Source organism: Variovorax saccharolyticus, assembly GCF_030316765.1.
Lineage (GTDB): Bacteria > Pseudomonadota > Gammaproteobacteria > Burkholderiales > Burkholderiaceae_C > Variovorax > Variovorax saccharolyticus.
Genome location: NZ_JASZYT010000001.1, coordinates 625,211 through 640,982, shown reverse-complemented (window position 1 = coordinate 640,982; position 15,772 = coordinate 625,211). Strand labels below are relative to the sequence as shown.

17 protein-coding genes are annotated in these 15,772 nt (G+C 67.8%); 9 read left to right on the top strand and 8 right to left on the bottom strand.

What is annotated here, in order from left to right:
• The first annotated feature begins 11 nt into the window (after positions 1–11).
• A complete protein-coding gene (locus tag QTI45_RS03190) occupies positions 12–1,004 on the top strand; it encodes a Bug family tripartite tricarboxylate transporter substrate binding protein (protein ID WP_286653468.1) in 993 nt (330 codons plus the stop codon).
• 143 nt (positions 1,005–1,147) lie between these two features.
• Here QTI45_RS03190 and QTI45_RS03185 read toward each other — a convergent pair whose 3' ends face one another.
• Entirely contained in the window at positions 1,148–1,624 is a 477-nt protein-coding gene (locus QTI45_RS03185) for a molybdenum cofactor biosynthesis protein MoaE (protein WP_286653467.1), read from the bottom strand.
• A gap of 251 nt (positions 1,625–1,875) precedes the next feature.
• Between QTI45_RS03185 and dapA the strand changes: the two genes are divergently transcribed.
• Positions 1,876–2,766 (top strand): 4-hydroxy-tetrahydrodipicolinate synthase, encoded by an 891-nt coding sequence (gene dapA / locus QTI45_RS03180; RefSeq protein ID WP_286653466.1) that lies wholly within the window; start codon positions 1,876–1,878, stop codon positions 2,764–2,766.
• Here dapA and moaD read toward each other — a convergent pair.
• The 6 genes from moaD to QTI45_RS03150 all read right to left on the bottom strand — a co-directional run bounded on the left by moaD (position 2,753) and on the right by QTI45_RS03150 (position 8,880).
• The gene (gene moaD, locus QTI45_RS03175) at positions 2,753–3,004 is read right to left on the bottom strand and encodes a molybdopterin converting factor subunit 1 (RefSeq protein ID WP_286367302.1); all 252 of its coding nucleotides are present in this window, start codon (positions 3,002–3,004) and stop codon (positions 2,753–2,755) included. The two genes, dapA and moaD, sit on opposite strands and share 14 nt — an antisense overlap.
• Positions 3,005–3,006: 2 nt before the next feature.
• Positions 3,007–4,254, bottom strand: a complete 1,248-nt coding sequence (locus QTI45_RS03170) for a molybdopterin molybdotransferase MoeA (RefSeq protein WP_286653465.1) — start codon at positions 4,252–4,254, stop codon at positions 3,007–3,009.
• On the bottom strand, positions 4,247–4,792 hold the full coding sequence (mobB, locus tag QTI45_RS03165) for a molybdopterin-guanine dinucleotide biosynthesis protein B (protein WP_286367300.1): 546 nt from the start codon (positions 4,790–4,792) through the stop codon (positions 4,247–4,249). The genes QTI45_RS03170 and mobB overlap by 8 nt, the downstream gene beginning before the upstream one ends.
• 99 nt (positions 4,793–4,891) lie before the next feature.
• Entirely contained in the window at positions 4,892–6,307 is a 1,416-nt protein-coding gene (thrC, locus tag QTI45_RS03160) for a threonine synthase (RefSeq protein WP_286653464.1), read from the bottom strand.
• Positions 6,307–7,629, bottom strand: a complete 1,323-nt coding sequence (locus QTI45_RS03155; protein ID WP_286367296.1) for a homoserine dehydrogenase — start codon at positions 7,627–7,629, stop codon at positions 6,307–6,309. The genes thrC and QTI45_RS03155 overlap by 1 nt, the downstream gene beginning before the upstream one ends.
• A gap of 27 nt (positions 7,630–7,656) precedes the next feature.
• A complete protein-coding gene (locus QTI45_RS03150) occupies positions 7,657–8,880 on the bottom strand; it encodes a pyridoxal phosphate-dependent aminotransferase (RefSeq protein WP_286653463.1) in 1,224 nt (407 codons plus the stop codon).
• A 66-nt stretch (positions 8,881–8,946) separates the two neighbouring features.
• On the opposite strand from QTI45_RS03150, the gene QTI45_RS03145 reads away from it, so the two are divergent.
• From QTI45_RS03145 to QTI45_RS03115, 7 genes are all read left to right on the top strand, one after another.
• Positions 8,947–9,330 (top strand): Mth938-like domain-containing protein, encoded by a 384-nt coding sequence (locus tag QTI45_RS03145; protein WP_286367294.1) that lies wholly within the window; start codon positions 8,947–8,949, stop codon positions 9,328–9,330.
• Positions 9,331–9,461: 131 nt separating this feature from the next.
• A complete protein-coding gene (locus QTI45_RS03140; RefSeq protein ID WP_286367293.1) occupies positions 9,462–9,938 on the top strand; it encodes a peroxiredoxin in 477 nt (158 codons plus the stop codon).
• A 190-nt stretch (positions 9,939–10,128) separates the two neighbouring features.
• A complete protein-coding gene (locus tag QTI45_RS03135) occupies positions 10,129–11,877 on the top strand; it encodes a PhoH family protein (RefSeq protein WP_286367292.1) in 1,749 nt (582 codons plus the stop codon).
• Positions 11,878–12,015: 138 nt separating this feature from the next.
• Positions 12,016–12,390: a VOC family protein gene (locus tag QTI45_RS03130; RefSeq protein WP_286367291.1), complete on the top strand. Its 375-nt coding sequence runs from the start codon at positions 12,016–12,018 to the stop codon at positions 12,388–12,390.
• A gap of 26 nt (positions 12,391–12,416) precedes the next feature.
• The gene (locus QTI45_RS03125; RefSeq protein WP_286367290.1) at positions 12,417–12,872 is read left to right on the top strand and encodes a GyrI-like domain-containing protein; all 456 of its coding nucleotides are present in this window, start codon (positions 12,417–12,419) and stop codon (positions 12,870–12,872) included.
• A 177-nt stretch (positions 12,873–13,049) separates the two neighbouring features.
• The gene (locus QTI45_RS03120) at positions 13,050–13,541 is read left to right on the top strand and encodes an MGMT family protein (RefSeq protein ID WP_286653462.1); all 492 of its coding nucleotides are present in this window, start codon (positions 13,050–13,052) and stop codon (positions 13,539–13,541) included.
• Positions 13,542–13,550: 9 nt separating this feature from the next.
• The gene (locus QTI45_RS03115; RefSeq protein ID WP_286653461.1) at positions 13,551–14,234 is read left to right on the top strand and encodes a helix-turn-helix transcriptional regulator; all 684 of its coding nucleotides are present in this window, start codon (positions 13,551–13,553) and stop codon (positions 14,232–14,234) included.
• 66 nt (positions 14,235–14,300) lie between these two features.
• Here the strand turns inward: QTI45_RS03115 and dnaB are convergent, their stop codons facing one another.
• A complete protein-coding gene (dnaB, locus tag QTI45_RS03110) occupies positions 14,301–15,701 on the bottom strand; it encodes a replicative DNA helicase (RefSeq protein ID WP_286367287.1) in 1,401 nt (466 codons plus the stop codon).
• Between the last annotated feature and the right edge of the window lie 71 nt (positions 15,702–15,772).

The following is a 15,772-nucleotide window of genomic DNA, read 5'->3' as shown; positions in this document are numbered from 1 at the left end:
GGAGTCGATAGATGCTGAAGTCAACATGGGGTGGCGCCGCGCGCGTCGCGCGCGGCTTTTTCGCGGCTGGCCTGCTGGCCGCTGCAGGCGGGGCGCTGGCGCAGCCGTCCGGCCCGCCGATCCGCCTGCTGGTCGGATTCCCGGCCGGCGGCGGCACCGACGTGATCGCCCGCACGCTGGCCGAGAAGCTCAAGGACGAGCTGGGCACCGCGGTGGTGGTCGAGAACCGCGCCGGTGCCGGCGGCCAGATCGCGGCCCAGGCGCTCAAGGCCGCCCCGGCCGACGGCCACACGCTGTTCCTCTCGCATGACCATTCGATCTCGATCCTGCCGCTGGTGGTGAAGAGCCCGGGCTTCGATTCGGCCCGCGACTTCGTCCCGGTCGCCGGCTTCGCCACTTTCGCCAACGCGCTCGCGGTGTCGGGCGGCACGCCGGCCAAGTCGGTCAATGAGTACGTGGCCTGGGTCAGGAAGGAGCGCGGCGGCAAGGACACCATCGGCGTCCCGGCGCCGGCCTCGATCCCCGAATTCCTGGTCAAGCTGATCGGCGCCAAGTACAAGATCGACGTCCAGGCCGCGCCCTACCGGGGCAGCGCGCCGATGCTGGCCGACATGCTGGGCAACCAGATCTCCGCCGGCATCGGTTCGATCCCCGACTTCATCGAGAACCAGAAGGCCGGCAAGATCCGCGTCGTCGCGGTGATCGGCGACAAGCGCCAGGCCGTGCTGCCGCAGGTGCCGACCTTCGCCGAACTGGGGCTGAGCGGCCTCGAGGACCTGCCCTACTACGGCATCTTCGCGCCGGTCGGCACGCCGCAGCCCGTGATCGACCGCTTCGGCGTCGCGCTGGCCAAGGTGCTCAAGATGCCGGACGTGCGCGAGCGCCTGACCGCGATGGGCCTGACGGTCGAATTCATGCCGCAGGGCCAGTTCGCCGGCCGCGTGCGCAGCTACACCCAGACCTGGGCGCAGATCATCAAGGCCAGCGGCTTTCAGCCGCAGTAGTGGCTCGCCCCCCAGGTTGGGCTCACTTCGTGTAGCCCGCCCACCCCCCTGCCGGGGGGCGCTGCCAGCGGCCCGGCGAAGCCGGTTCCGCGGCAGCCCACGAGGGCGGCGCGCTGCGCGGCCGGCGCAAGTGTTGACCTGAGTCAGGCGTTGTTCGAGCTGATGCCCCAGCGGGCCATGGCCTCGTCGTCCGTGGCGCGGGCATCGACCCAGCGGGCGCCCTCGAGCGTCTCTTCCTTCTTCCAGAACGGCGCCTGGGTCTTCAGGTAGTCCATCAGGAACTCGCAGGCCAGGAAGCTCTGGCCGCGGTGCGCCGAGGTCACGGCGACCATCATGATCTGGTCCTGAGGCTGCAGCAGGCCGATGCGGTGGATCACCCGGGCGCCGAGGATGTCGAAGCGACGCTGCGCCTCGTCGATCATGGCCTCGATCGCCCTCTCGGTCATGCCGGGGTAGTGCTCGAGCTCCATCGAGGCCACGGCGCTGCCGTCGTTGCGGTCGCGCACGGTGCCGATGAAGCTGCAGACCGCGCCGACCCGGGCGTCGCCGGCGCGCAACGCGGAGAGCTCCTGCTGCAGGTCGAAATCTTCTTTCTGGATCGAAACACGGGCGGCGGTCATGCCCGGATTGTGGCACCGCGATACACTCGCGCGATGCCTTCCAGCGCCCCGCAGCACCGCCTTTCTTCTTGCGAAGAAGCGGCCTGCACGCGCCTGCAAGGCAAAGCCAAAAAACCAGAGCTCGTCTGACCGGAGCTTCGGTTCCGTCGTCGGATGAGCGACGGAACTGCAAGGCCTCTGGCCGAAGTGGGTGGCGTGCGCGCATTCGACGGTGGTTTCCTCCATCGGTCGATTCCTGAAAGGAAAACTGCGTGCAAGACTCTCATTCCCCCTCCGCCGATTTCTCGGGCCTCTGGATCCCGCTCGTGACCCCGTTCCGGGACCATGCGGTGGACCACGCCGCGCTGGCCGCCCTGGCAGAAAAGCTGGCAGCCACCGGCATCGCGGGCTTCGTGGTCTGCGGCTCGACCGGCGAGGCCGCCGCGCTCGACGAGGACGAGCAACTGGCGGTGCTCGCGACGGTCGCCCGCGCCGCCCCTTCGCTGCCGCGCATCATGGGCCTCTCGGGCTATCACCTGGGCAAGACGCTGGCCTGGGTCCGCAAGCTGGCGGGCCGCGACCTGGCAGGCCTACTGGTGCCGGCACCGAACTACATCCGGCCCTCGCAGGCGGGCCTGGTCGAGTGGTTCGGCGCCATCGCCGACGCCGGCGCCGCACCGCTGCTGGTCTACGACATCCCCTATCGCACCGGCATCGCGATCGAACGCGAGACGCTGCTGGCGCTGGCGGCCCATCCGCGCATCCGCGGCATCAAGGACTGCGGCGGCGACATGGCGAAGACCCGGGCACTGATCGCCGACGGCCGGCTGCAGGTGCTGGCGGGGGAGGATGCGCAGATGTTTGCCACCCTGGCCGAGGGCGGCGCCGGCGCGATCGCCGCCAGCGCGCACCTGCGCACGGAGAGCTTCGTGCAGCTGCTGCGCCTGCTGGCTGCGGGTCGATTGGCCGAGGCACGCGCCGCATGGCGGCCGCTGCTGCCCTTGATCGAGGCGCTGTTCTCGGACCCGAACCCGGGCCCCCTGAAGGCCGCAATGGCCGCCCAGGGCCTGATGCAGGACGAACTGCGCTCGCCGATGACGCGGGTCCCGCCCGAGCGGCTCGGCCGCCTGCTCGCGGCGCTGGGGGTGGTCAACCGCCCGTGACGGGCGGGAAGAAGGCGACTTCGCTGCCTTCGCGCAGCGCGGCGCCTTCGCTGCTCATGATCTGGTCGAGCGCCATGCGCACCGCCCGGCCCCGGGCCAGCGCGCTGGCATGCGGTTCGCCGCGCGCGATCAGTTCGTCGCGCAGCGCGCCGAGGTCGGCCGCGGCGGTCTCGATGGTCTCGCTGCCGGTCCCGAGCGCCTCGCGCACCGACGCAAAGTAGCGGACATTGACTTTCATGCTCAGCCCAGCAGCGAAGCAAAGGGAATGAACTGCACCATGTCGCCGGCCTTGAAGGGCTGGCCGGCGGGCGTGTCGATCACGCCGTCGCCCCACACCATCGAGGTCAGCACGCCGGAGCTCTGGTTGCCGAACACATCGAGGCCGCCGGCCGCGTTGCGACGGGCGCGCAGGAACTCGCGCCGCCGGTCGGCCCGCGGCCAGTCGAAGTCGGCCCGCATCGCGATCGGCTCGGGCGCCACGCGCTTCACGCCCTGCAGGGTCAGCAGGAAGGGGCGCACCAGCAGCAGAAAGGTCAGGAAACTCGACACCGGATTGCCCGGCAGGCCGGTCAGGTGCGCAGCGCCGATGCGGCCGTAGGCAAAGGGCTTGCCCGGCTTCATCGACAGCGACCAGAGGTCGAGCTGGCCCAGGTGCTGGACCGCGGCCTTGATGTGGTCTTCCTCGCCGACCGACACGCCGCCGGTGGTGATGATCAGGTCGTTGCTGAGCGAGGCGGTGCGCAGCGCGTCGATGGTCGCCTCGCGGCGGTCGGGCACGATGCCGAGGTCGTTGACCTCGCAGCCCAGCCGCAGCAGCAGCGCCCGCATGAAGAAGCGGTTGGAGTTGTAGATCGAGCCCGGCTCCATGGCCTCGGGCGCGACGTCGCCGGGCATCACGAGTTCGTCGCCGGTCGACAGCAGAGCGACCCTGGGGCGCTTCGCGACCCGCAGCCGGTCGAGGCCGACGCTGGCGGCCAGGCCCAGGCCGGCGGGCGTGAGCCGCTCGCCGCGCGAGAGCACCACGTCGCCCGAAGCCACGTCCTCGCCGGCGCGGCGGATCCACTGGCCGGCCGCCGGCGCGATCTCGATGCGCACGCCGCCCAGGCCGCCCTCCTCGGGCAGCGCTGCCGTGTCCTCCTGCATCACCACCGCGTCCGCGCCCTCGGGGATCTGCGCGCCCGTGAAGATGCGCGCCGCGGTTCCTGCCGCGAGCGGCGTGCCCACGCTGCCAGCCGGAATGCGCTGCGCCACCCGCAGCACCGCCCCGGGTGCCGCGCAGTCGGCGCTGCGCACCGCGTAGCCGTCCATCGAGCTGTTGTCGCGCGGCGGCACGGTGAGCGCCGACACCACGTCCTGCGCCAGCACGCGGCCGTCGGCCTCGAAGGTCGAGACGCTTTCGGTGCCCACCGCCGGCGTGGCCGCCGCGAGCAGCTTCGCCAGTGCCTCGTCGAGCGGCATCAGGGACGGACGGTTGGAAGTGCTAGCCATGGTGCTCCACCTTGTAGACGAAACGATCGGCATGCGTCAGCAGCCAGTCGCCGATGCCAACGACGTCGTCGAGGTCAAAGATCGGCAGCCCGGTCGGCTGCGGCAGGCCCGCCGGATCGTCGGTCGCGATGCCGACGATGAAGGGGTCGTCGATGTAGCGGGCCGGCCGCTCCACCTCGCCTTCGGCCGCCGCGCGCCAGATCTCGATCTTGCGCAGGTCGCTGTGCTTGAAGCCCTCGACCAGCACCCAGTCGACGCCGGCGTCGAGTTCGGCGATCAGGTCGTGCACGCCGAGCTGGGTCGGCTGCTCGAACTCGCGGATCAGCGCCAGCCGCTTGTCGGAGGCCACCACCACCTCGAAGGCACCGGCCTCGCGATGGCGGAAGGTGTCCTTGCCCGGATGGTCGATGTCGAACTTGTGGTGCGCATGCTTGACCACCGAGACCCGCTGCCCATGCAGCTTCAGCACGGGGATCAGCTGCTCGACCAGCGTGGTCTTGCCCGCGCCCGAATAGCCGGCGAAGCCGATGACCTTCATGCGCGGGCCGCCTGCCGAGGCCGGCGCCGGGCCGCCCCAAGCCGGCCTGAGCCCCCTCGGGGGGCAGCCAGTGCACGAAGTGGCGAGCGTGGGGGCTTGTCAGCCACAGTTTTGCGCAATGTAGGCCTTCACCGCCTGGGCGTCGGCCGGCAGCTTGACGACGCGCTTGGGCAATGCCTCGATGCCTACGAAGCGCTCTGGCCGGTCCGGCTCGTGGCCGAGCGCCTCGACGATGGTCTCGGCGAACTTGATCGGCAGCGCGGTCTCGAGCACGATCATCGGCACGCCGGCCACCAGATGCTCGCGGGCCGCCTTCAGGCCGTCGGCGGTGTGGGTGTCGATCAGCGTCGCGAAGCGGCGGTCGGTGTCGCGGATGGTGGCCAGCCGGTCGGCATGCGTGCTGCGGCTGCTGGCGAAACCGAAGCGGCCCGCGGCATCGGCGAAGACCGGGTCGGCGCCGAGGTCGAAGCGGCCGCTGCGGCCCAGTTCGCCCTCGAACAGCGCGCGCGTCCTGGCGCCGTCGCGGCCCACCAGGTCGAACACGAAGCGCTCGAAGTTGCTGGCCTTCGAGATGTCCATCGAGGGGCTCGAGGTCTCGTGCGTGTCGGCGGCCGAGCGCACGCGGTAGACGCCGGTCCGGAAGAACTCGTCGAGCACGTCGTTCTCGTTGGTCGCCACCACCAGCGTGCGGATCGGCAGGCCCATCGTGCGGGCCACGTGGCCGGCGCAGACGTTGCCGAAATTGCCCGAGGGCACGGCGAAGCTGACCTGCTTGTCGTTCGAGGCGGTGGCCTGGAAGTAGCCCGCGAAGTAGTAGACGACCTGGGCCAGCAGGCGCGCCCAGTTGATCGAGTTGACCGTGCCGATCTTGTACTTGCGCTTGAACGCGAGGTCGTTGGACACCGCCTTGACGATGTCCTGGCAGTCGTCGAAGACGCCGCTGATCGCGATGTTGTGGATGTTCTCGTCCTGCAGGCTGAACATCTGGGCCTGCTGGAACGGGCTCATGCGGCCGTCCGGCGAGGTCATGAAGACCCGCACGCCCTTCTTGCCGCGCATCGCGTACTCGGCCGCGCTGCCGGTGTCGCCGCTGGTGGCGCCGAGGATGTTGAGCTGTTCGCCGCGGCGGCCCAGCTCGTACTCGAACAGGTTGCCCAGCAGCTGCATCGCCATGTCCTTGAAGGCCAGCGTGGGGCCGTTCGACAGGGCTTCGAGGTAGACGCCGTCCTCGAGTTCGCGCAGCGGCACGATCTCGTCGCTGCCGAACACCTCGGCGGTGTAGGTGCGCGCGCAGATCGACTTCAGGTCGGCCGGCGGGATGTCGTCGATGTAGAGCGACAGGATCTCGAACGCCAGGTCGGCGTACGGCAGCCCGCGCCATTTGGCGAGCGTGGCGGCATCGACTTTCGGGTACTGCTCGGGCAGGTACAGGCCGCCGTCGGGCGCCAGGCCTTCGAGCAGGATGTCGCAGAAGCGGCGGCGGTCCGGGTGGCCGCGCGTGGACAGGTAGCGCATCAGGACAGCTCTTCCTTGCGGATGCGCACGATCGGCGCCAGCACGGTCGGCAGCGCCTGCAGCTGCGCCAGGGCATCGTCGAGCGTGCCCTCGCGCGTGTCGTGCGTGAGGATGATGAGGTCGGTCTGGGTCGAGCCTTCGCCGCCGACTTCGTCGGCTTCGCGCTGCAGCACGGCGTCGATGCTGATGCCGGCGCCGGCCAGCAGCCCGGTCACCTTGGCGAGCACGCCGGCCTCGTCGGCCACGCGCAGGCGCAGGTAGTAGCTGGTCACGACCTCGGCCATCGGCAGCACCTTCAGGTCGCTCATCGCGTCCGGGTGGAAGGCCAGGTGCGGCACGCGGTGCGCCGCGTCGGCCGTGTGCAGGCGCGTGATGTCGACCAGGTCGGCGATCACGGCGCTGGCGGTCGGCTCGCTGCCGGCGCCCTTGCCGTAGTAGAGCGTGGTGCCGACGGCGTCGCCGTTGACCACCACCGCGTTCATCGCACCTTCGACATTCGCGAGCAGGCGCTTGGACGGCACCAGCGACGGATGCACCCGCAGCTCGATGCCCTTGGCGACGCGCTTGGTCACGCCCAGCAGCTTGATGCGGTAGCCGAGCTGCTCGGCGTACTTGATGTCCTGCGCCGCCAGCTTGGTGATGCCCTCGATGTGGGCGCGGTCGAACTGCACCGGAATGCCGAAGGCGATCGCGCTCATCAGCGTCACCTTGTGCGCCGCGTCGACGCCCTCGATGTCGAAGGTCGGATCGGCCTCGGCATAGCCCAGGCGCTGCGCCTCCTTGAGCACGGTGTCGAAGTCGAGGCCCTTGTCGCGCATCTCGGACAGGATGAAGTTGGTGGTGCCGTTGATGATGCCGGCGATCCACTGGATCGAGTTGGCCGTGAGGCCCTCGCGCAGCGCCTTGATGATCGGGATGCCGCCGGCCACCGCGGCCTCGAAGGCCACCATCACGCCCTTGGCGTGCGCGGCCGCGAAGATCTCGGTGCCGTGCACCGCAAGCAGCGCCTTGTTGGCCGTGACCACGTGCTTGCCGGCGGCGATCGCCTCGAGCACCAGCTGCTTGGCGATGCCGTAGCCGCCGATCAGTTCGACCACGATGTCGATCTCGGGATTGGCGATCACGGCACGGGCATCGGCGACCACCTGCACGCCCTCGCCGACCACCGCCTGCGCGCGCGCCGTGTCGAGGTCGGCGACCATCGTGATCTCGATGCCGCGGCCGGCGCGACGCTTGATTTCTTCCTGATTGCGCCGGAGCACCTGGAAGGTGCCGCTACCGACCGTGCCGATGCCGAGCAGGCCAACTTGGATGGGGTTCATTCGATTGTCTTCTGGAGCAGATGGGGCTCAGGCGCCCCGGTTTCGATAGCGTTCGAGGAAGCCGGCGATGCGGTTCACCGCCTCGCGCAGGTCCTCTTCGTGCGGCAGGAACACGATCCGGAAATGATCGGGCGTGGCCCAGTTGAAGCCCGTGCCCTGCACCAGCATCACCTTGGTCTCCTTCAGCAGCTCGAGAAAGAACTGGCGGTCGTCCTCGATCGGATAGACCTTCGGATCGAGCTTCGGGAACATGTAGAGCGCCGCGCTGGGCTTGACGCAGCTGACGCCCGGGATCGCGGTGATCAGCTCGTAGGCCAGGTCGCGCTGGCGGCGCAGGCGTCCGCCCGGCGACACCAGGTCGTTGATGCTCTGGTAGCCGCCCAGCGCGGTCTGGATCGCCCACTGGCCCGGCACGTTGGCGCACAGCCGCATGTTCGAGAGCATGTTCAGGCCCTCGATGTAGTCGCGCGCCATCTTCTTGTCGCCCGACACCACCAGCCAGCCGGCGCGGTAGCCGCAGGAACGGTAGCTCTTGGACAGCGAGTTGAAGGTCAGCGTCAGCACGTCCTTGGACAGGCTGGCGATCGCGGTGTGCTTGACGCCGTCGTAGAGCACCTTGTCGTAGACCTCGTCGGCGAAGATCACCAGCCCGTGCTCGCGCGCGATCGCGACGATGCTCCTGAGCAGATCGTCCGAGTACAGCGCGCCGGTCGGGTTGTTCGGGTTGATCACCACGATGCCCTTGGTACGCGGCGTGATCTTGGCCCGGATGTCGTCGATGCTGGGCATCCAGCCGTTGTCCTCGTCGCAGAGGTAGTGCACCGGCCGGCCGCCCGACAGGCTGGCCACCGCGGTCCACAGCGGGTAGTCGGGCGCCGGCAGCAGCAGCTCGTCGCCGTCGTTGAGCAGCGCGTTGGTGGCCATGGCGATCAGTTCGCTGGCGCCGTTGCCCAGGTAGATGTCGTCGAGCGTGACGCCGGCGATGCCCTGCTTCTGGGTCTCGTGCATCACCGCCTTGCGCGCCGCGAAGATGCCCTTGCTGTCCGAATAGCCAGCCGAGGCCGGCAGATTGCGGATCATGTCCTGCTGCACCTCCTCGGGCGCATCGAAGCCGAACACGGCGAGGTTGCCGATGTTGAGCTTGATGATCTTCTGGCCCTCTTCCTCCATCTGCTTGGCGGCATCCATGATCGGGCCGCGGATGTCGTAGAGCACGTTGGCCAGCTTGGCCGATTTCTTGAGCGGTTTCAAAGTCCCTCCAAGGGGGTCTGCGCAGGGGAAAACCTATAATTTGACCACATTTCACCCCCTGCCCCGATGAAGCTCCAGCCTGACAAATCCGACGTCCAGACCCTCACTGCGCACGGCCCGGGCTGGGTGGCGATCAACAACGAGCGGGTCGAATCGAGCGTCGTGGTCGGCTCCCGCGGCGAGCGTTTCGAATGGGATGCCAGCGACTTCAGCCAGATCGGCGCGGAACACTTCGCGAAACTGGCCGGGCTGGGCGCAGAACTGATCATTTTCGGCAGCGGCAAGCGCATCCGCTTCCCGCAGCCGGCATGGCTCCAGCCCCTGATGGCGCAGCGCACGGGCGTCGAGACCATGGACACGCCGGCAGCCTGCCGGACCTACAACATTCTCGCCAGCGAGGGGCGGCATGTGCTCGCAGCCCTCCTGATCGAGAAACCCGAAGGGCAATAGGAGCCATTTCGGGGTAAAATTGCGGGTTGCGAACCGGCGGCCCGCCCTTCAGTTAGCAACGACCAATCATCCATGATCCCGACAGACCTCGACCGGGTCGGGCATGGAACCAAACGGAGAAAACAAGTTTCATGGCGATCGTTGTCAACAAACCCATTCCCGAATTCGACGCCACTGCGACCGGCGGCCTGAAGGTTTCTAACACCTCTCACCTCGGCCACGTGCTGGTCATGTATTTTTACCCCAAGGACAATACCCCCGGCTGCACCACCGAAGCGATGCAGTTCCGCGATCGCTACAAGGATTTCGAGAAGGCCGGCGCCACCGTATTCGGCGTTTCGCGCGACAACATGAAGTCGCACGACGAATTCAAGGCCAAGCTCGAGCTCCCCTTCGAACTGATCGCGGACACCGAGGAAAAGATGTGCCACATGTTCGGTGTGGTCAAGAACAAGATCATGTACGGCAAGAAGGTCAAGGGCATCGAGCGCAGCACCTTCCTGATCGGCGCCGACGGCGTCCTGAAGGCCGAATGGCGCGGCCTCAAGGTTCCAGGCCATGTCGACGACGTTCTCAAGGCTGTCAAGGCACTCAAGAAATCTGCCTGAAACCTGAATTCGTGTGGTTTTGCGCGTTCGCGTTGGCGATGCGCAACGATCACAGGTTGTGTCACGTGCGATGTGCATAATGGCTTCATGCCGTTGAGCTCCACGACCGCATCCACCGAACAAAGCCGCCCTGGTCTTCAGGCGGCTTTTTCGCTTTCTGGCCTCTTCTTTTTTGCGAGCGACACCCCCCATGCCCCTGCCTCCCGCCCCCACGAAACGCGCCGCACTGCTTTCGCCGGACGCGCACGACGCGCCCGCCCGTTCCTCGCACGGACGCAGCGGCCGCCGCTCGTCCGACCGCAGGACTGAGCAAAGCGGCTCGAACGGGCCCCAGCCGCTCGAATTGTTCGATCGCCACGCCGAAGAAGCCGGCGGCGCGATCGAGCCGGCGCCGCTGCCGCCCAAGGCCAAGACGCCCGCACGCCCGGCGCCGGAGCCGGCCATCCAGGTCGAGACGCGGGCCCGGGTCCAGGCGCCAATCCCGGCCCCGCAGGCGACGCCGCGCCCCAAGCGCAGCAAATCAAACGGACCGGCCAAGCTCTTCGTGCTCGACACCAACGTGCTGCTGCACGATCCGATGTGCCTGTTCCGCTTCGAGGAACACGACATCTTCCTGCCGATGATCGTGCTGGAAGAGCTCGACGGCCACAAGAAAGGCACGACCGAAGTCGCCCGCAACGGACGCCAGACCAGCCGCACGCTCGATGCGCTGGCGGGCGCGCAGGGAGCCGACATCGGCAAGGGCCTGAAGCTCGACACCACGGGCCATCGCGCGGCCGGCGGCAAGCTGTTCTTCCAGACCGCGCCGCTCGACTACACGCTGCCGACCAGCCTGCCGCAGGGCAAGGCCGACAACCAGATCCTCGGCGTGGTGCAGGCGCTGCGCGACCTCTATGCCCACGACGCCCCCGGCCGCCCGAAGCAGGAGGTGGTGCTGGTGTCGAAGGACATCAACATGCGCGTCAAGGCGCGCGCGCTCGGACTGGCCGCCGACGACTACCAGAACGACAAGACGCTCGAAGACGGCGACCTGCTCTACGCCGGCTCGCTGGCCCTGCCGGCCGACTTCTGGACCCGCCAGAGCAAGACGGTCGAGAGCTGGCAGAGCGGCAGCAGCACCTTCTACCGCATCAGCGGCCCGATCGTGCCGAACCTCTACATCAACCAGTTCGTGTATTTCGAGGCGCCCGGCGAGCCCAGCATGTATGCCCGCGTGACCGAGATCCGCGACAAGACCGCGGTCCTCAAGACCCTGAAGGACTACGGCTCGGTCAAGAACGCGGTGTGGGGCGTGAACACCCGCAACCGCGAGCAGAACTTCGCGATGAACCTGCTGATGGACCCGGACGTCGACTTCGTCACGCTGACCGGCACCGCCGGCACCGGCAAGACCCTGATGGCGCTGGCTTCGGGCCTGACGCAGGTGCTCGACGACCGCCGCTACACCGAGATCATCATGACCCGCGCGACCGTCAGCGTGGGCGAGGACATCGGCTTCCTGCCCGGCACCGAGGAAGAGAAGATGGGTCCCTGGATGGGCGCGCTCGACGACAACCTCGAGTTCCTGGCCAAGGGCGACGGCGGCGGCGCCGGCGAATGGGGCCGCGCGGCCACCAACGAGCTGATCCGCAGCCGCATCAAGATCAAGAGCATGAACTTCATGCGCGGGCGCACCTTCCTGAACAAGTACGTGATCATCGACGAGGCGCAGAACCTGACGCCCAAGCAGATGAAGACGCTGGTGACCCGTGCGGGCCCGGGCACCAAGATCATCTGCATGGGCAACCTGGCGCAGATCGACACGCCCTACCTCACCGAAGGCTCCTCGGGCCTGACCTTCGCGGTCGACAAGTTCAAGGGCTGGCCGCACAGCGGACACATCACGCTGGCGCGCGGGGAACGCTCCAGGCTGGCCGACTTCGCGAGCGAAGTCCTTTAGCTCGCCCCCAGGTTGCCCGGCACTTCGTGTCCGGGCGGCCGCCCCGTTCCATTCACACTGCTGAAGCCTCCTGACACTACGTTGTCAGGAGGCTCCGCGCAGCATGGAGGCTTCAATCACTGACAGAGGAGCGCTCCCATGACTGCCACCACCATCAACTGGTTCGAGATTCCCGTCGCCGACCTCGACCGGGCGCAGGCCTTCTACGAGAAGGTGCTGGGCCGCGCATTCAAGCGCGAAGACATGGGCGGCGAGCCGATGGCGATCTTTTCCTACGAGGAACCGGCCACCGGCGGCTGTCTGATAGCCGGCAGCCCGCGCGCCGCGGCGCCGGGCAGCGGCGTGCGGATCTATCTGGACTGCATGCCGAGCATCGACGCGGCGCTGTCGCGCGTGGCCGCCGCGGGCGGCGGGATCGTGACGCCGAAGACCGCGCTGCCCGCGGACATGGGCTTTTTCGCGGTTCTGCGCGACACCGAAGGCAATGAGGTCGGGCTGCACGCACTGGCCTGACTCCGAGCGATGACGAAAGGATGATCATGCAACCCCAGCTTCAACGGCTCGAACCCTTCCGGGTGGCCGGACTGACCGCGCGCACCACCAACCGCGACGAAAGCGATCCCCGGGCCGCGCGCATCGGCACCCTGTGGGACCGCTTCTTCGGCGAGCGGGTCTACGAGAAGACGCCGCACCGTGTCGCCGACATGCGACTCTTCGGCGTCTACTCGGCCTACGAGGCGGACGCCCACGGCGCCTTCGACATCACGACCGGCGTCGCGGTGGCCGACGGACCGGCCGCCGTCCGCATCGAGGGCGGCGACTACCTCGTCTTCAGCGGACAAGGCGAAATGCCGCAGATGGTGCTCGCGGTCTGGGAGACGATCTGGCACTATTTCGATGCACACCCCGAGATCAAGCGCCGCTACCAGAGCGACTTCGAGGCCTACAGCGGGCCCGACCAGGTCGCGATCCACATCGGAATCCTGACGGACTGAGATGAATCGCCCCCACGCTCATCACTTCGTGTATCGCTGCCCCCCGAGGGGGTGCTCAGAGCCCTTCGGGCGGCCGGGCGGGCTCTGAGATGAATCGCCCCCACGCTCATCACTTCGTGTATCGCTGCCCCCCGAGGGGGTGCTCAGAGCCCTTCGGGCGGCCGGGCGGGCTCTGACATGAGCAGCACTCCAGGCAGCCGACACGCCAGGAAGAGCTGGAGAGAGAAGCTCGCAGGCTACCCGCGGCTGCCCGAAGTGAAGCCCATCCCGCCCGCCATGCAACGCCGCCATGGTCCGGGGACCATCGTGACGCCCTCCCCGCGCGAGGTCGAGGAGGCGATGCGGCGGGTGCCCGAAGGCCGCCTCGTGACCGTCTTCGGCATCGGCGAGCAACTGGCGCGCGAACACGGCACCACCATCGGCTGCACCGTGACCACCGCGATCTTCGCCAGCATGGCGGCGCAGGCCGCGGCAGAAGAGCGGCAGGCCGGCCGCGGCGACATCACGCCCTACTGGCGCACGCTCAAGGTCGACGGCGAACTGAATCTCAAGTACCCCGGAGGCCTCGATGAACTCATGCGCCGGCTCGAGTCCGAGGGCCACACCGTGGTCCAGCGGGGCAGGCGCTATTTCGTCGAAGATTTCGAAACCAAGATCATCGGAAGCTGACTGCCCTTCATGCGCCGTGCCGACCGCCTGTTCCAGATCGTCCAGCTCATCCGTGGACGCCGGCTCACCACGGCTGCCTTCCTGGCGCGCCGGCTCGAAGTCTCGGAGCGCACGGTCTACCGCGATGTCGCCGACCTGCAACTTCAGGGCGTCCCGATCGAAGGCGAAGCCGGCGTCGGCTACAGGCTCGGCTCCGGCTTCGACCTGCCGCCGCTGATGTTCACGCAGGACGAAGCAGCGGCGCTGGTCGCGTCGGCACGCCTGGCGCAGAGCTGGGTCGACGCCGCGATGGCACGCGACATCGAAGCGGCGCTCGGCAAGATCCTGTCGGTGCTGCCGCCGGCGGCGCGGGTGTCGGCCGAGAGCCTGGCGCTCTACGCGCCGGCCTACGTGCTCGACGCCGGCACGCGCGATCGGCTGCAGACCTTGCGCGAGGCGGTGCAGTCGCGCCACAAGCTGCGCATGGACTACCGCGATGTCGCCGGCGCCCCCAGCCAGCGCACGGTGCGCCCGCTGGGCTGCTTCTATTGGGGCAAGGTCTGGACCTTCTCGGCCTGGTGCGAGCTGCGCGACGACTTCCGCGGCTTTCGGCTCGACCGAATCGATACCATCGAAGTGCTTCCGGAGCGATTCAGGGACGAGCCCGGCAAGACCCTGGCGGACATGCTGCGCCAGTTGAAGGCGGATGCCTAAGCAGTTGGGGACAGAGCAAAAACTGCTGCGCAGCTTCTTGGTCTGTCCCGCAAGGTCTCAGCGGTCTCAGAAATCATTGCCGCCCGCGAGGTTCTCGAACTTGGTCAGCGGCTTCAGGAAGGCCAGCTTGACGGTGCCGGTCGGTCCGTTGCGGTGCTTGCTGATGATCACCTCGGCGACGCCCGGCTCCTTGCTGTTCTTGTCGTAGTAGTCGTCGCGGTAGATGAACATGATGATGTCGGCATCCTGCTCGATCGCGCCGGACTCGCGCAGGTCGCTCATCATCGGGCGCTTGTCGGTGCGGCTCTCGACGCCGCGGCTCAGCTGCGACAGCGCGATCACCGGACACTTGAGCTCCTTGGCCAGCATCTTCAGGCCGCGCGAGATTTCGCCGACGGCGGTGGCGCGGTTCTCGTCGTTCATGCTGCTCGAGACGCTCATGAGCTGCAGGTAGTCGACCACGATCAGGCCAAGCTTGCCGTACTGGCGTGCCAGCCGGCGCGCGTTGGCGCGCAGCTCGCTCGTGGTGAGGCCGGGCGTCTCGTCGATGTGCAGCGACACGTTGCGCAGCTTCTCGATGGCTTCGGTGAGGCGCGGCCATTCCTCGTCGGTCAGCTTGCCGGTGCGCAGGTGGCCCTGGTCGATGCGGCCGATCGAGCCCACGATACGCACCGCCAGCTGCGAGGCGCCCATTTCCATCGAGAACACCGCCACCGGCAGGCCTTCGTTGAGCGCCACGTGCTCGGCGATGTTGATCGCCAGCGAGGTCTTGCCCATCGAGGGCCGCGCCGCCAGCACGATCATGTCGCCCGGCTGCAGGCCCGAGGTCATCTTGTCGAATTCGTAGAAGCCGGTGCGCACGCCCGTGATGTCGTTCGGGTTCTCGGCCATCTCGGTCACGCGGTCGAGCAGTTCGACCACCAGGGAATCCATGCCCTGGAAGCCCTGCTTCATGCGCGAGCCTTCCTCGCCGATGTTGAAGATCTTCTGCTCGGCCTCGTCGAGGATCTTGTCGACCGCCTTGCCCTGCGTGTTGAAGGCGTTGGTGGCGATCTCGTCGCTGGCGCTCACCAGCTTGCGCAGGATCGAGCGCTCGCGCACGATCTCGGCGTAGCGCCGGATGTTGCTCGCGCTCGGCACGTACTGCGCCAGCGAGTTGAGGTAGGCCAGCCCGCCGATCTCGTCGGCCTTGCCGAGGTTCTGCAACTGCTCGTAGACCGTGATCACGTCGGCCGGCTTGCTGGCGTTGATCAGCGTGCCGATGGCCGCGTAGATCAGCTTGTGCTCATGGCGGTAGAAGTCGCCGTCGACCACCACGTCGCCCATGCGGTCCCAGGCGCCGTTGTCGAGCAGCAGGCCGCCCAGCACGCTCGATTCGGCCTCGATCGAATGCGGCGGGATGCGCAGCTGCGCGATCTGGCGGTCGGACGACGGGTCGTTGTCGGCGTAGGAAAAGAGTGCGGACATGAAGTTCCTTGCAACCATGCATGCTAAGCCGGGCGGCGCGCGGCGTCACGTGGACAAGGCTGTGAATAAGC

Bases quoted from the DNA above. Each gene is read 5' to 3' on its own strand.
- QTI45_RS03190 (WP_286653468.1), top strand. From the start codon at position 12: ATGCTGAAGTCAACATGGGGTGGCGCCGCGCGCGTCGCGCGCGGCTTT.
- QTI45_RS03185 (WP_286653467.1), bottom strand. From the start codon at position 1,624: ATGACCGCCGCCCGTGTTTCGATCCAGAAAGAAGATTTCGACCTGCAG.
- moaD (WP_286367302.1), bottom strand. From the start codon at position 3,004: ATGAAAGTCAATGTCCGCTACTTTGCGTCGGTGCGCGAGGCGCTCGGG.
- QTI45_RS03170 (WP_286653465.1), bottom strand. From the start codon at position 4,254: ATGGCTAGCACTTCCAACCGTCCGTCCCTGATGCCGCTCGACGAGGCA.
- mobB (WP_286367300.1), bottom strand. From the start codon at position 4,792: ATGAAGGTCATCGGCTTCGCCGGCTATTCGGGCGCGGGCAAGACCACG.
- thrC (WP_286653464.1), bottom strand. From the start codon at position 6,307: ATGCGCTACCTGTCCACGCGCGGCCACCCGGACCGCCGCCGCTTCTGC.
- QTI45_RS03155 (WP_286367296.1), bottom strand. From the start codon at position 7,629: ATGAACCCCATCCAAGTTGGCCTGCTCGGCATCGGCACGGTCGGTAGC.
- QTI45_RS03145 (WP_286367294.1), top strand. From the start codon at position 8,947: ATGAAGCTCCAGCCTGACAAATCCGACGTCCAGACCCTCACTGCGCAC.
- QTI45_RS03140 (WP_286367293.1), top strand. From the start codon at position 9,462: ATGGCGATCGTTGTCAACAAACCCATTCCCGAATTCGACGCCACTGCG.
- QTI45_RS03135 (WP_286367292.1), top strand. From the start codon at position 10,129: ATGCCCCTGCCTCCCGCCCCCACGAAACGCGCCGCACTGCTTTCGCCG.
- QTI45_RS03130 (WP_286367291.1), top strand. From the start codon at position 12,016: ATGACTGCCACCACCATCAACTGGTTCGAGATTCCCGTCGCCGACCTC.
- QTI45_RS03125 (WP_286367290.1), top strand. From the start codon at position 12,417: ATGCAACCCCAGCTTCAACGGCTCGAACCCTTCCGGGTGGCCGGACTG.
- QTI45_RS03120 (WP_286653462.1), top strand. From the start codon at position 13,050: ATGAGCAGCACTCCAGGCAGCCGACACGCCAGGAAGAGCTGGAGAGAG.
- QTI45_RS03115 (WP_286653461.1), top strand. From the start codon at position 13,551: ATGCGCCGTGCCGACCGCCTGTTCCAGATCGTCCAGCTCATCCGTGGA.
- dnaB (WP_286367287.1), bottom strand. From the start codon at position 15,701: ATGTCCGCACTCTTTTCCTACGCCGACAACGACCCGTCGTCCGACCGC.